Raw genomic sequence first — 14,913 nt, 5'->3', positions numbered from 1 at the left:
ACGCGATCATCGGTGCCTCCGCAGACGCTTGAAGCGCTGGCGCCACGTCGTGCCCTGAATGAGCACCGGTTGCCGGGCGAGGAGTCGGGAGAGCGGGTTGTTCGGCCAGCGTTCCTGGATGACCAGCAACACGCTCAAAACCAGTGCCATCGACAGCGGCCAGTGATAAAGCGCTAACGCGGGGCGCGCCCGGGTCGGCTGTTGCGCGACAGGCTCCAGGGTGTCGAGCGCCTTGCCGATCCGCGCCAGTTGCACGCCATCCCGCGCCCTGAAGTACTGCCCGCCGCTGATTGCCGCGATTTCACGCAGCGCCGGTTCATCCAGGTCCAGGCTCGGATTGAGCCCCAGAATGCTGGTCGCGCCTTTGTCCGGATCGGCGCCGATGCCGATCGGGTAGATCTTCACGCCTTCACTGGCCGCCAGGCGCGCGGCGGTGGCCGGGTCGATCTGGCCCGCATTGTTGGCGCCGTCGGTCACCAGAATCAGCACCCGGCTTTGCGCCGGACGCAGGCGCAGACGCTTCAGGGCCAGGCCGATGGCGTCGCCAATGGCAGTGTTCTTGCCCGCGATGCCGATCCGCGCTTCGTCCAGCCAGACGCGAACGGTCTTGCGGTCGAAGGTCAGGGGCGCTTGCAAGTACGCCTGACTGCCGAACAGGATCAGGCCGACGCGGTCGCCCCGGCGGTGCTCGAGAAAATCGCCGAGCAACATCTTGACCAGCGTCAGACGACTGACTTCGTCGTTCTGCCAGACCATGTCCGGATAATCCATCGACCCCGAAACGTCCACGGCAACCAGCAGGTCACGACCGCTGGCCGCAACCGGCAACGGCTCGCCGAGCCATTGAGGGCGAGCGGCGGCGACCAGCAGCAACAGCCACAGCGTGACGAAGGGCAGCTGCCGTCGCCAGCCCGGCAGATGAGCCCGGGCACGGCGACCGGCCAGGCCTTCGAGTTCGTTCAGGAAGCTGACTTTCAACGCTGCTTCGCCGCTGTCTGCCGGCGGCAACACGAAGCGCAGCAGCCATGGCAGCGGCAGCAGGACGAAGGCCCACGGCCAGGCGAACTCAAACATGCTTGCGAATCCATGTCTCGACCGATTGGGTCAGGCCGTTGATGGCTTTGTCGTCAAGCTTGCATTCGGGCTTGTAGGCGCCTTCGACCAGGATCATCCAGCGCGTGAGGCCCGCCGCCGGGCAGCGGTTATCCAGAAACGCCAGCCACTTGCGGCCGTTGAGCGTGTGGCTCTGGCTGTACGGGTAGTGGTTGCGGCACAGGCGTTTGAGCAAGCCGTTGATTTGCTGCAGCCAGGCACCGGCAGGGGCGCCGTCGTAGGGTTTGGGCATCTGCGAAAGCTCGATCAGCGCGGCCTGACGCAAGGGATCGAGCGGCTGTTCGGCGTTTTCGTCAGCGGCTCTTTTGGGCAGCCAAACGCGTGCCCGCCACAACCCGTAGCCCAGCACCGGCAACAGGACCAGCAGCAGCCACCAGCCTGGAGCGGGCGGCCAGAAACCCACTGGCTCCGGGAGGATCAGCGGTTGCAGTTGGTCCAGCGAACTCATGTTTGTTTCACCGGTTGTTCGCCTGTGAGGTACTCGCGCAGCTGTTCGACCATTTCACGCTGCGTGCTCAGCGGCATCAACAGCACGCGCAGTTTCTTTGCCAACAGCTCCCAGCGCGCCTGACGCGCCTCGCCCTGAGCCCGATAGGCCTGACGCAGATCCGGATTGAGCGTGTCCAGCTCCAGTTGTGCGCCTCGGTCGGCGAAGCGCAACAGGCCCGCGGCAGGGAGGGCGTGGTCGAGCGGGTCGGACAGCGGCAGCAGCAACAGGTCGCAATGTCGGGACAGCAGCGCCAGCTGTTGTTCCGCCGAGTCGGACAGGGCACGTTCGTCACACAGAATGATGACCAGACTGCCCGGGCGCAGCACTTCCCGGGCGCGGCGCAGGGCGACGCCGAACGTGTCGCGATCGGCCACTGCTTCGGTGTGCAGCGACTGATTGACCCGCACCAGCCGGTTGAGCAGCTGCAACAGGCTCTGCTTGCTGCGCCGTGGCTTGATTTCGTAGTGCTGATTGTCGCCGAACACGAGGCCGCCGACCCGGTCGTTGTGGCCCAGCGCCGCCCAGCCCACCAGCGCCGCGGCCTGCGCGGCCAGCACCGACTTGAACATCAGCCCCGAGCCGAAGAACAGCCGCCGGCTCTGTTCGACCATGATGAAGATGGGTCGCTCACGCTCCTCGTGAAACAGTTTGGTGTGTGGCTCCTGCGTCCGGGCCGTGACCCGCCAGTCGATGGTCCTGACGTCATCGCCCGCCTGATAGACGCGCACCTGATCAAAATCGACGCCTCGGCCGCGCAGCTTGGAGTGATGCAGGCCGATCAGCGGGCTGCGTTGGCTGGGTGTTGAAAACAGCTGCACTTCGCGCACCCGATGACGCATCTCGATCAGCTCGGCGAGGCTGATGCGGATGCCCGGTTGGGAGATCAGGTAGGGTTGCATGGGGTCAGGCGACGGCAACGACGTCGAGAATGCGCTGGATCACACGGTCCTGATCGATGCCTGCGGCTTCGGCCTCGAACGACAGAATGATGCGGTGGCGAAGTACGTCAAAGACCATGGCCTGGATGTCCTCGGGGCTGACGAAGTCCCGCCCGGCCAGCCACGCGTGGGCGCGTGCGCAGCGGTCCAGGGAAATCGAGCCGCGTGGGCTGGCGCCGTAGCCGATCCATTCGGCAAGCTCAGCGTCGAACTTGGCCGGTGTGCGGGTCGCCATGACCAGCTGCACCAGGTATTCCTCGACCGCGTCGGCCATGTACAGGCCGAGAATTTCCTTGCGTGCGGCGAAGATGGCCTGCTGGCTGACGCGACGCTCGGGCTTGGTTTCGCCGTTGAGCGCTTCGCCGCGGGCCTGCTGGAGAATCTTGCGCTCCACCGTGGCGTCCGGAAAGCCGATCTTGACGTGCATGAGGAAGCGGTCGAGCTGAGCTTCGGGCAGCGGGTAGGTGCCTTCCTGCTCGATCGGGTTCTGCGTGGCCATCACCAGAAACAGGGGCGACAGGTCATAGGTGCTGCGGCCCACGCTGACCTGGCGCTCGGCCATGGCTTCGAGCAGCGCCGACTGCACCTTGGCCGGCGCGCGGTTGATTTCATCGGCCAGCACCAGGTTGTGGAAAATCGGGCCTTGCTGAAACACGAAGCTGCCGGTTTCAGGGCGATAGATTTCCGTGCCGGTGATGTCGGCGGGCAACAGGTCGGGCGTGAACTGTATCCGGTGGAACTGTGCTTCGATGCCCTCGGCCAGCTCTTTGATCGCCTTGGTCTTGGCCAGACCCGGCGCGCCTTCGACCAGCATGTGACCGTCGGCCAGCAGCGCGATCAGAAGTCGCTCGACCAGTTTCTCCTGCCCCAGAATCTGAGTAGAGAGAAAGGTTCGCAGCGCGATCAACGCTTCACGATGTTCCATCGATGACAGTTCCTGGCAGGGGAGGCAGCAGCGCCAAGGGGCGCCGAAGCTGGGGGCGTTACTTTAATCCATCCGGAGGGGCGGCGACTAACCGGCTCAGGCTTTTTTCGGCAATTTCGGCCATGTATGAGGCGAAAATGAGAATTGCCTGACAAGTCCGGCGAAGATCGGCGTTTTGCCGCACCTGCGTTGCTCGATGTCAAGGCGGTTGGATACCGACATCATGCTGCCTGTCCGCTATCTGGCGGTTGACGGTGGCAAGCGATTCAGCGAGGAGGTCGAACACTGGCTGAGGGCGCTGGCACCAGAAGCGTTCAGGCGCTGATTTCGCTGGTGTAGGTGCCGACATCCCTCAGGATAATCCGCAGCGTTGCATCCAGGTCGGCCAGTTCGCTGGCGGGTGTGCTGTGGCGGATTTCAAAAATTGTCTGGCCATCGAAGGGTCTGGCGTCCGCGGCGTCGATTTCCACCATCAGCCGTTGTGCGCCGAGCGTGACGCTGAGGTGTTCGACATGAATGGTGTCGTCGCGGAAGGTGATGTCCACTTCGTCTTCGTCAGGGAAGCGCGCCAGCAAAAAAAGGTCGCCATCGCTGCCGTGGCAGCAGGCCAGCGCCATGTCATCTTCTTCCTCGTCGCAAGGGTTATGGATGAAGCTGTCGGTGGTGATTTGCATGGGCGTGGTCCTGAGGCTCAAGTGGTGGGCAGACGATGATTTTGCCAGTCCTGGAGAAATTTTGCGCTCGGCCCGACCGGATTCCTGATGACGGGGGCCGATACTTTTGCGGACGCGCACCGTAGGAATAAAAAAAGCAAAGTTGGCAATTCCTACGAACGTGGGAAATATCCTGCAACTTCTGGCGCATCGTTCGACGATCTGCGCTGAACCGGTCTACATACACCCACTCTTCGCTGGGGCATTCTTGCTCAAAGGGAAACAACAGGCAGCAGGCTGATGTCCGAATATGTCGCAGCACCGCAAGCAGGTGCGGGGTCGCTCTCGTTAAGCTGCGCAGCAGATGAACGGACGCGCGGCCGAGCCTGCCTGGGCAGACGCCGCGTCGATCGTCATCCGGGCCAATTCGATGTGACGACGCACACACGACAGGCGTTAGTACTTCAGGCAAAGCGAATCGCTCTGCTCGCTGTCACGTTTTGCTGACTATCATCGATCAGGCGCAAACGTGGCACATGGCCCCGATACCACGCATCTCTCCTATATAAAAGCTCAAGCCAAGCGGAGTACCACAGATGGCGTTCTTCACCGCAGCCAGCAAGTCCGACTTCCAGCACCAACTGCGAGCGGCACTGGCTCAGCACATCAGTGAACAGGCACTGCCACAAGTGGCGCTGTTCGCCGATCAATTCTTCGGCATCATTTCCCTCGACGAACTGACCCAGCGCAGGCTCTCCGACCTCGCCGGTTGCACCCTGTCGGCCTGGCGCCTGCTCGAGCGTTTCGAACACGCCACGCCGCAAGTCCGGGTCTATAACCCCGATTACGAGCGTCATGGCTGGCAATCGACGCACACCGCCGTTGAAGTCCTGCATCACGACCTGCCGTTCCTGGTGGATTCGGTTCGCACCGAGCTGAACCGTCGGGGCTACAGCATCCATACGCTGCAGACCACCGTGCTGAGCGTGCGCCGGGACGAAAGAGGCCAGTTGGTCGAGCTGCTGCCCAAGGGCACCAGCGGTGATGGCGTTCTGCAAGAATCGTTGATGTACCTGGAAATCGACCGTTGCGCCAATGCAGCTGAATTGAATGTGCTGGCCCGCGAGCTGGAGCAGGTGCTCGGTGAAGTGCGTGTTGCAGTCGAAGATTTCGAGCCGATGAAGGCTAAGCTGCATGAGCTGCTGGCCGGTATCGACAGCATTGGCTACAACGTCGACCCGGACGAGAAGTCCGAGGTCAAGGTGTTCCTGGAATGGCTGGTCGACAACCATTTCACCTTTCTGGGCTATGAGGAATTCACCGTCAATGGCGACGGCGAGGGTGGCCAGCTCACCTACGATCAGTCTTCGTTTCTCGGCCTGACCAAGCTGCTGCGCGCCGGCCTCACTGCCGAAGACCTCCACATCGAAGGGTATGCGGTGAATTACCTGCAGGAGCCTACGCTGCTGTCCTTCGCCAAGGCCGCTCACCCGAGCCGCGTGCACCGCCCGGCGTACCCGGACTATGTGTCGATCCGTCAGATCGACGCCGAGGGCAACGTCATCAAGGAATGCCGCTTCATGGGCCTTTACACCTCGTCGGTGTATGGCGAAAGCGTGCGCAACATTCCGTACATCCGTCGCAAGGTCGCCGAAGTCGAGCGTCGTTCCGGTTTCGATGCCAAGGCGCACCTGGGCAAGGAATTGGCCCAGGTGGTCGAAGTCCTGCCGCGCGACGACCTGTTCCAGACGCCGGTGGACGAGCTGTTCACCACGGTCATGTCCATCGTGCAGATCCAGGAACGCAACAAGATTCGCGTCTTCCTGCGCAAGGATCCTTACGGGCGTTTCTGCTATTGCCTGGCCTACGTGCCGCGCGACGTTTATTCGACCGAAGTGCGGCAGAAGATCCAGCAAGTGCTGATGGAGCGCCTGAAAGCCAGCGATTGCGAGTTCTGGACCTTCTTCTCCGAGTCCGTTCTGGCCCGCGTGCAGCTGATCCTGCGCGTAGATCCGAAGGTCACGCTGGACATCGATCCGCAGCAGCTGGAAAACGAGGTCATTCAGGCCTGCCGATCCTGGAAGGACGACTACGCCAGCCTGATCGTCGAGAGCTTCGGCGAAGCTCAGGGCACCAATGTCCTGGCCGACTTCCCGAAGGGCTTTCCGGCAGGTTATCGCGAGCGGTTCGCCGCGCATTCCGCTGTTGTGGACATGCAGCATGTGCTGAGCCTGTCCGAAAGCAATCCGTTGGTGATGAGCTTTTATCAGCCTCTGTCCGGCGACAAGGCGCAGTTGCACTGCAAGCTCTACCACGCCGACACGCCGCTGGCGCTGTCCGACGTGCTGCCGATCCTGGAAAACCTGGGCCTGCGCGTGCTGGGCGAATTCCCATACCGTCTGCGCCACACCAACGGTCGGGAGTTCTGGATTCACGATTTCGCCTTCACCTATGGCGAGGGTCTGAAGCTGGACCTGCAACAGCTCAACGACACGTTGCAGGATGCCTTCGTCCACATCGTGCGCGGCGAGGCTGAAAACGATGCCTTCAACCGGCTGGTGCTGACCGCCGGCCTGCCATGGCGCGACGTCGCATTGCTGCGGGCCTATGCCCGCTACCTGAAGCAGATTCGTCTGGGCTTCGATCTGGGCTACATCGCCAGCACCCTGAACAACCATGCGGACATCGCCCGTGAGCTGACGCGTCTGTTCAAGACCCGCTTCTATCTGGCGCGCAAGCTGACCGGCGGCGATCTGGACGACATGCAGCAGCGTCTGGAGCAGGCGATCCTCACGGCTCTTGATGGCGTTCAGGTGCTCAACGAAGACCGCATCCTGCGTCGCTACCTTGATCTCATCAAAGCGACCATGCGCACCAACTTCTATCAGACGGATGCCAATGGTCAGAGCAAGAGCTACTTCAGCTTCAAGTTCAATCCGCGTCTGATCCCTGAATTGCCCAAGCCGGTGCCGAAGTTCGAAATCTTCGTCTACTCGCCGCGGGTCGAGGGCGTCCATTTGCGCTTCGGTAATGTGGCGCGTGGCGGTCTGCGCTGGTCCGACCGCGAAGAAGACTTCCGCACAGAAGTGCTGGGTCTGGTGAAGGCTCAGCAGGTGAAAAACTCGGTCATCGTGCCGGTAGGCGCCAAAGGCGGCTTCCTGCCGCGTCGTCTGCCGACCACCGGCACCCGCGACGAAATTCAGGCAGAGGCGATTGCCTGCTATCGCATCTTCATTTCCGGTCTGCTCGACATCACCGACAACCTGAAAGAAGGCGCATTGGTGCCACCTGCCAACGTTGTGCGTCATGACGACGACGACCCCTATCTGGTCGTGGCGGCCGACAAGGGAACGGCGACTTTCTCCGACATCGCCAACGGCATCGCCATCGATTACGGCTTCTGGTTGGGCGACGCATTCGCTTCCGGTGGTTCTGCCGGTTACGACCACAAGAAGATGGGTATCACCGCCAAAGGTGCCTGGGTGGGAGTGCAGCGTCACTTCCGTGAACGCGGCATCAACGTTCAGCAGGACAGCATCAGCGTGATCGGCGTCGGCGACATGGCGGGCGACGTGTTCGGAAACGGCCTGTTGATGTCCGACAAGTTGCAGCTGGTGGCGGCGTTCAACCACTTGCACATCTTCATCGACCCCAACCCGGAGCCTGCAAGCAGCTTCGCCGAGCGTCAGCGTCTGTTCGACCTGCCACGTTCGGCGTGGACCGATTACGACACCAGCATCATGTCCGAAGGTGGCGGTATCTTCCCGCGCAGCGCGAAGAGCATCACCATCACGCCGCAGATGAAGGAGCGTTTCGACATCACTGCAGACAAGCTGACCCCGACCGAGCTGATGCACGCATTGCTCATGGCGCCAGTGGACCTGTTGTGGAATGGTGGCATCGGCACCTACGTCAAAGCCAGTACCGAAAGCCACGCCGACGTCGGCGACAAGGCCAACGACGCCCTGCGCGTCAACGGCAATCAGTTGCGCTGCAAGGTCGTGGGTGAGGGCGGCAACCTGGGCATGACCCAACTGGGTCGCGTCGAATTCGGTCTGCTGGGCGGCGCAACCAACACCGACTTTATCGACAACGCTGGCGGCGTTGACTGCTCCGACCATGAAGTGAACATCAAGATTCTGCTCAACGAAGTGGTGCAGGCCGGTGACATGACGGAGAAGCAGCGCAATCTGCTGCTCGAAAGCATGACCGATGAAGTGGGCAACCTGGTGCTTGGCAACAACTACAAGCAGACCCAGGCCCTGTCGCTGGCGGCACGTCGTGCCTATGAGCGCATTGCCGAATACAAGCGCCTGATGAGCGATCTGGAGTCCCGTGGCAAGCTGGACCGCGCCATCGAGTTCCTGCCTGCCGAAGACCAGTTGGCCGAACGCATCGCCGAGAAGAAGGGCCTGACCCGGGCCGAGCTGTCGGTGCTGATCTCCTACAGCAAGATTGACCTCAAGGAAGCGCTGCTCGAATCCCGTGTGCCGGATGATGACTATCTGGCGCGTGACATGGAGACGGCATTCCCGCCGTCACTGGGTGCGAAATTCTCCGAGTCCATGCGTCGCCATCGCCTGAAACGCGAAATCGTCAGCACGCAGATCGCCAACGATCTGGTCAATCACATGGGCATCACGTTCGTGCAGCGGCTCAAGGAGTCGACCGGCATGAGCGCTGCCAACGTGGCCGGCGCTTATGTGATCGTGCGCGACATTTTCCATCTGCCGCACTGGTTCCGTCAGATCGAAGCGCTGGACTACAAGGTCCCGGCTGAGATCCAGCTGGCGCTGATGGATGAGCTGATGCGTCTGGGCCGTCGCGCCACCCGCTGGTTCCTGCGCAGCCGTCGCAACGAACTGGATGCGGCACGCGACGTGGCGCATTTCGGTCCGCATATCGCGGCACTGGGACTGAAACTGGACGAACTGCTGGAAGGGCCGACTCGCGAAGTCTGGCAAGAACGTTACAAGGAGTACGTCGATGCGGGCGTGCCGGAACTGCTGGCGCGCATGGTCGCGGGCACGACCCACTTGTATACGCTGTTGCCAATCATCGAGGCGTCGGATGTCACTGGCCAGAACGCTGCCGATGTCGCGAAGGTGTACTTCGCGGTGGGCAGTTCGCTGGACGTGACCTGGTACCTGCAGCAAATCAGTGCCCTGCCGGTGGAGAACAACTGGCAGGCGCTGGCACGCGAGGCCTTCCGTGATGACATCGACTGGCAACAGCGAGCGATCACGGTGTCCGTTCTGCAAATGGCCAACGGCCCTGCGGACGTGGAAGAGCGTCTGAACCTCTGGCTGGAGCAGCATCTGCCGATGGTCGAGCGCTGGCGCGCGATGCTGGTCGAATTGCGTGCGGCCAGTGGCAATGACTACGCGATGTACGCCGTTGCCAACCGTGAGCTGCTGGACCTGGCCATGAGCGGGCAAACCGTCGTGGTGTAAAGTTCGGTTGAGTCGTCACCAAAGCCCCGCATCGAGAGATGCGGGGCTTTTTGTTTGGGGGCGATGAGGACGTCCGCAGGGTCATCGCCAGGCTGTAGGTGAGGGGATTCCTCCCATCGGATAGGACCTGTAGTCAGCGCGTTGTAGTCCTTTTCGGAAAAACCTGCAGCGCTCTCCTTTTGTGTTTCTGCGCTCAGACAGCGGCGGTTTTAGCCTCTAGATTTCGCGCTTTTCTCAGCGCGGAACGCGGAATGTCTGACGCCCTTTGGGCTGCCCGTCAGGGTGACGCCCTTGCCCATAGTTCAGTGATGGCCGACGTGTTCGGTGGCGCGCTCGAGGTGTTCGCCACGGTGGGAGTCGGTGCTCTGGTGAGTGCGGCGATCGTCGCCGCTGCGGGGGCGACCGTCGCCACAGCCGGCCTCGGCGCCTGTGTGCTCGGTGTGGTCGTTGGGGGCGCCGTCACGGTTGGCATGCACCTCACTGGCGCAGACAGCCAGCTGACTGAGTTTTGCGAAAACCTGGCCAATGATCTTTTCCCGCCGACCGTCTGTGCGCGTATCTCAACGGGCTCGCACAACGTTTTCATTAACGGACTGCCAGCCGCGCGGGCCGCCGGCGCCACTGCCTCTGCTCCTGACGACCTGCCTGAAGACCCGGCGCCTGAGGGCACTTTTCTGGACGTGGCCAAAGGCTTTTTCTCCGAGCTGTGGCGACCCACCGTGGCGACCCCGGATCCCGGCGCCTCGCCGCTGCCGGATGATCAGATCCTTTGCGACAGACATCCCGGCACGGCGGGGCAGTACCTGGCCGAGGGCTCGAGCTCGGTGTTCATCAACGGCCAGCCCGCAGTGCGCAGCGCCGATCGCAGTACCTGCGACGCCACAGTGGTTTCATCGGGATCAATTTCGCCGAACGTGCGCATTGGTGGCGGCAAGGCGGTCGTGCGCACCATCCGCAGTGGCAAGACGCCGGGCGTCGGCCTGGCCGTTTCTGCACTGATGATACTGCGCGGTGGCCCGGCAGCATTCGTGAGCAATCTGCCCTGTCTGTTGCTGGGCACCGCCAACGCCTATGCCGTGGGGGCAGTCGCCGAGGCATTGAGTAGAGCGGTTTCCGGTTCGCCGAACCCGGTGCATGCGGCAACGGGCGCCAAGGTGCTCGGCGGGCCTGAGGAACTGGATTTCGTACTGCCAGGCATGTTGCCGATTCAGTGGCAGCGCTTCTACAGCAGTCGGGATGAGCGTCGCCACGGGCTGTTGGGCGCGGGCTGGAGCGTGCCGTTTGAGGTGAGTGTAGAGCTCGAGCCACTCGCGGAGGGCGGCGAGCGGCTGATCTATGTCGACGAACAGGCGCGGCGAATCGACATGGGCGCAATCACGCCCGGCAGCGCGGTATTCAGTCCGGGCGAGGGGCTGGCGGTCAGGCGGCATGCCGACGGGCGACTGCTGATCGAGAGCGAGGACGGGGTGTACCGGCTGTTCGAGCCGAACCTCGTCGCGCCGACATGCTTACGGCTCAGTCAACTGGGAGACCGCAACGACAACCGTATTCATATGGTGTACGACGCGCAGGGACGCCTTGCGCACTTGCATGACGCGCTCGATATCGTCCGCATCAGGTTGGTGTACTCGGCGCAATGGCCGGGGCGGATCGCCCACGTCGAGCGGCTGTTCGATGACGGACCTGGCGCGGTTCTGGTCCGCTACGCCTATGACGCAGAGGGCAATCTGCGCGAAGTGCACGATTCGCTGGACAAGGTTCAGCGGCGTTTCGCCTATGACGCCCGGCGCCACATGGTTGAACACCAGTTGCCCTCCGGGCTGCGCTGTTTCTATGAATGGGCCCTGATTGATGCCCGCGAGTGGCGGGTGATTCACCACTGGACCGATGATGGCGACGCATATCGTTTCGGGTACGACTTGAGTGCGGGCAGCACCGTTGTCACTGACGGCCTGAATCGCCGCAGCGTGCGCCGATGGAACAGTCAGCATCAGATCACCGAGTACACCGATAACCTCGACCAGACGTGGCAGTTCGTGTGGAACGATGAGCGTCAGCTGATCAGCGCAACCGACCCTGCTCTTGGCCTCTGGACATTCGGCTATGACGAGGCCGGCAACCTGAGTTCGACCAAAGATCCGCTCGGGCGCACCGAGTCAACGCGATGGCTGGAGCATTGGTCGCTGCCCCGCGCGCAAACCGATGCGGCGGGCAATCACTGGCACTACCGCTACGATGCGCGCGGCAATCGCACCCATGAAGCTGACCCGTTGGGTCAGGTGACTCGCTACCGTTTCGACGAGGATGGCCGGGTAGTCGAAATCATCGATGCCAGCGGCAAGAGCAAGCAGCTGCGCTGGAACGCGTTCGGGCAGTTGCTCGCTTACGCTGACTGCTCGGGGTACACGACCGAGTTTCAGTACGACCGACTCGGCTTTCTGAACCGCATCACCGACGCATTTGGCGAGCCCACTGATTACTGCCATGACGCTCAGGGACGTTTGCTGCAACGCGAGTCGCCGGTCGGGCGCATCGAGCGTTTCATGCGAGACGACAGCGGTTTGCTCACCGGCTACGTCACCGCCGCCGGGGACCTCACGCGATACCAGTACAACCGGCGGGGTCAGCTGCTAAGACGTCTGGATCCTCATGAACGAGCGGTCGACTATCGCTACGACGCTTATGGCCGGCTGGATGCCCTGATCAACGAGAACGGCGAAACCTACCGCTTTGGCTGGGACGCCGGTGACCGACTTTCGTCCTGGCAGAACCTGGATGGTGGCCAGCGCCACTACCGCTACGACGCGCTGGATAATCCGGTCTGGATCCGTCAGGTAGCGGGCGAGGAAGCCATCGTCCATGTGCTGGAGCGAGACGCTGTTGGCCGGCTGGTCGCCAGACTGACCGACGATGGGCGCACTGCGTATGACTACGATGCACTCGACAATCTCGTCGAAGTCAGCTTTACCGATCCGGACGGCGATCGGCAGAGCGTGGGGTTCTGCTACGACGGTCTGGGTCAGCTGCTCAGCGAAACCACCGCCACTGGCACGCTTCATCATCGGTACGACGAACTCGGCAACCTGATCCAGACCCGCACGCCCGATGGGCGCTGGATAAATCGGCTGCTCTACGGCAGCGGTCACCTGCACCAGATCAACCTGGACGGTGAGGTCATCTGCGATTTCGAGCGCGATCGTCTGCACCGCGAAGTGATGCGAACCCAAGGCCAGATCCACACGCGCAGCGCCTACGATCGCAGCGGCCGGCTGCACTCACGCACGCGTCAGCACATCAGCCGCCCCAGACCGCTGCCAGCCGACAGCTCGAAAGGTTACGAATACGACCTGATCGACAATCTGACCGGCCGGGTCGATCACCAACATCATGGACATCACCGCACCCTGTTGGCGTACGACGCCAGCGGTCGGATCCTGTCCACTCAGGACAGCCAGAGCGGGCTGCTGGAGCAATTCGCCTACGATCCCGCGGCCAACCTCATGGACGGCCCGCCATCGCGCAACGGTCGGGTCACTCATAACCGGCTCGTGTCTTACGAGGACAAACGCTACCGATACGACAGCTTCGGTCGCCTGATCGAGAAACGCAGCGCCGCGCGCGGCCTGCAGCGGTTCGTCTACGATGCCGAAAGCCGCCTCATCGAAGTGCGAAACCCCGACCGTCATGTCGTGCGCATGACCTACGACCCACTGGGCCGACGCATCGGCAAAACGTTGCTCCATCCCGCCGGTCATGTGCTCAGCGAGACCCGATTCACGTGGGACGGTCTGCGCCTGCTGCAGGAAGCGCAAAACAGCCTGCCGACCCTTTACCTCTACGCCGACGGAAGCCACGAGCCCTTGGCCCGCGTCGATGGCCGAGGCGAACACCAGACCGTCCGCTATTACCACAACGACCTTAACGGCCTGCCGGAACAACTTACCGAGGCCGACGGCCAGCCTGTATGGCAGGCGCGCTACCGAGTCTGGGGCAACACCGCCCGGGAAACCCGCGAAGCCCACTTCGTCGAAAACCAGAACCTGCGGTTCCAGGGCCAATACCTTGATCGTGAAACCGGACTGCACTACAACACCTTCAGGTTCTACGACCCGGATATAGGCCGCTTTACAACCCCGGACCCGATCGGATTGGCGGGCGGACTGAACCTGTACCGATACGCGCCGAATCCGGTAGGGTGGGTAGATCCGTGGGGGTGGTCGTGCGTTCGGGTACGGCACTACACAAGTAGAAAAGGTTTAAAAGGAATCGAGGAGAGTGGGTATATAAGAGCGCATGACAATAATCGAGTCTATCTTGAACTTGCCAGCAATAAACCACTTAGCGAAACCGCAGTGAGAGAAAGATATCATATTGCAGATAACAAAGGTCGCGACTATGTGGAAACTGATGCGCCTGAGGAACTGCTAGAGTGGGTGAGGAACCGTCGATATCACAGACTTGAGCTGACGGTAGAGGGAGATCTAAAATTAAGCAACCCAGAATTTATTAAAAGGAAGTAGCATGCTTGAAAAGAATGAAATGATTGAGCTTTCCGGTGGGGAGGCTATATCATTGTTAAAAGAGGTAGCCTATATTTTGATCTCGTTGGATAAGATAGCCGGTTACTATTACAACAGAGCGTCCGCTCCACCTACGGATGAAACGGATATTGAATATGCGCTTGAAACCACGCGGTTTATCGACCAGGGTCAGATAACCCAGCGTCTCGCTAAAGTCCGGAGAATTGTGGCTGGGAAGTTTGATAATCAGCGTGGGGAAGATGATATGAGTGACCTTGAACGAGAGATGGAGTTGCTTAGATATTGGGAAAAGCCTGGAGACTAGCGCTGTAGTAAAATGTTAAATGGCGCATTTTTAGGACGTTTCATGAATATAATCGAATTTATCTACCATGACTTTTTTCTAAAGAAGATATATCCCGAAGGTCTGTCCAAGTTTCTGAGGATAGGGCAGTTTGGGTTGCAGGATGCAGGGACGTTCAGCATGAGTATCCATACCAAACAACGGCCTGCGTTGGAGATCGCTAAATGGGGTGTGTATGGGCAGAGCTATGATGTAATCGTGATAAATCTTTTGGGAAGCGGCGCCAAAGATATAAATATCTCCAACTGGATGAATATAGGTTTCGCTTTCTTCGACTTTTCCAGAGAAGGTGAAAATATTCGTATACAGGCTCGTGAGTCAGAGTGGGCGTTTGATATCACTGTTGCGAGCTTGAGTTTCCAAAGTTGCAGCACTTATATTGAATAACGGTGCGTTGATTAGGCATGATCTTCCAGGTCAGCCATAAAAAAACCCCGCCAAAGCGGGGCTTTTTCAA

The 14,913-nt window shown here is 60.9% G+C and carries 9 protein-coding genes; 4 read left to right on the top strand and 5 right to left on the bottom strand.

The features are described from left to right. Positions 1-6 precede the first annotated feature (6 nt). From AAGQ88_RS19300 to AAGQ88_RS19280, 5 genes are all read right to left on the bottom strand, one after another. Positions 7-1,074, bottom strand: coding sequence for a VWA domain-containing protein (locus AAGQ88_RS19300; RefSeq protein WP_342653287.1), 1,068 nt, complete (start codon positions 1,072-1,074; stop codon positions 7-9). Beyond that, the gene (locus AAGQ88_RS19295) at positions 1,067-1,561 is read right to left on the bottom strand and encodes a DUF4381 domain-containing protein (protein WP_093464081.1); all 495 of its coding nucleotides are present in this window, start codon (positions 1,559-1,561) and stop codon (positions 1,067-1,069) included. Before AAGQ88_RS19295 ends, AAGQ88_RS19300 begins: the two co-directional genes overlap by 8 nt. Then, on the bottom strand, positions 1,558-2,502 hold the full coding sequence (locus AAGQ88_RS19290; protein ID WP_285426021.1) for a DUF58 domain-containing protein: 945 nt from the start codon (positions 2,500-2,502) through the stop codon (positions 1,558-1,560). The genes AAGQ88_RS19295 and AAGQ88_RS19290 overlap by 4 nt, the downstream gene beginning before the upstream one ends. A gap of 4 nt (positions 2,503-2,506) precedes the next feature. After that, a complete protein-coding gene (locus AAGQ88_RS19285; RefSeq protein WP_037013687.1) occupies positions 2,507-3,466 on the bottom strand; it encodes a MoxR family ATPase in 960 nt (319 codons plus the stop codon). Positions 3,467-3,780: 314 nt separating this feature from the next. Beyond that, complete coding sequence (locus tag AAGQ88_RS19280; protein ID WP_342653286.1) at positions 3,781-4,140, bottom strand: hypothetical protein; 360 nt, start codon at positions 4,138-4,140, stop codon at positions 3,781-3,783. Positions 4,141-4,715: 575 nt separating this feature from the next. Between AAGQ88_RS19280 and AAGQ88_RS19275 the strand changes: the two genes are divergently transcribed. The 4 genes from AAGQ88_RS19275 to AAGQ88_RS19260 all read left to right on the top strand — a co-directional run bounded on the left by AAGQ88_RS19275 (position 4,716) and on the right by AAGQ88_RS19260 (position 14,843). Then, on the top strand, positions 4,716-9,572 hold the full coding sequence (locus AAGQ88_RS19275; protein WP_342653285.1) for an NAD-glutamate dehydrogenase: 4,857 nt from the start codon (positions 4,716-4,718) through the stop codon (positions 9,570-9,572). Between the two features lie 251 nt (positions 9,573-9,823). Beyond that, positions 9,824-14,092 (top strand): RHS repeat-associated core domain-containing protein, encoded by a 4,269-nt coding sequence (locus AAGQ88_RS19270; RefSeq protein WP_342653284.1) that lies wholly within the window; start codon positions 9,824-9,826, stop codon positions 14,090-14,092. A 1-nt stretch (position 14,093) separates the two neighbouring features. Then, positions 14,094-14,417: a hypothetical protein gene (locus AAGQ88_RS19265; RefSeq protein WP_342653283.1), complete on the top strand. Its 324-nt coding sequence runs from the start codon at positions 14,094-14,096 to the stop codon at positions 14,415-14,417. A 42-nt stretch (positions 14,418-14,459) separates the two neighbouring features. Continuing rightward, positions 14,460-14,843: a hypothetical protein gene (locus tag AAGQ88_RS19260; RefSeq protein WP_342653282.1), complete on the top strand. Its 384-nt coding sequence runs from the start codon at positions 14,460-14,462 to the stop codon at positions 14,841-14,843. Positions 14,844-14,913: the final 70 nt, after the last annotated feature.

The organism is Pseudomonas sp. F3-2, from assembly GCF_038804275.1.
In the GTDB taxonomy this organism is placed as follows: domain Bacteria; phylum Pseudomonadota; class Gammaproteobacteria; order Pseudomonadales; family Pseudomonadaceae; genus Aquipseudomonas.
This window is presented reverse-complemented; position numbering and strand designations above follow the sequence as displayed.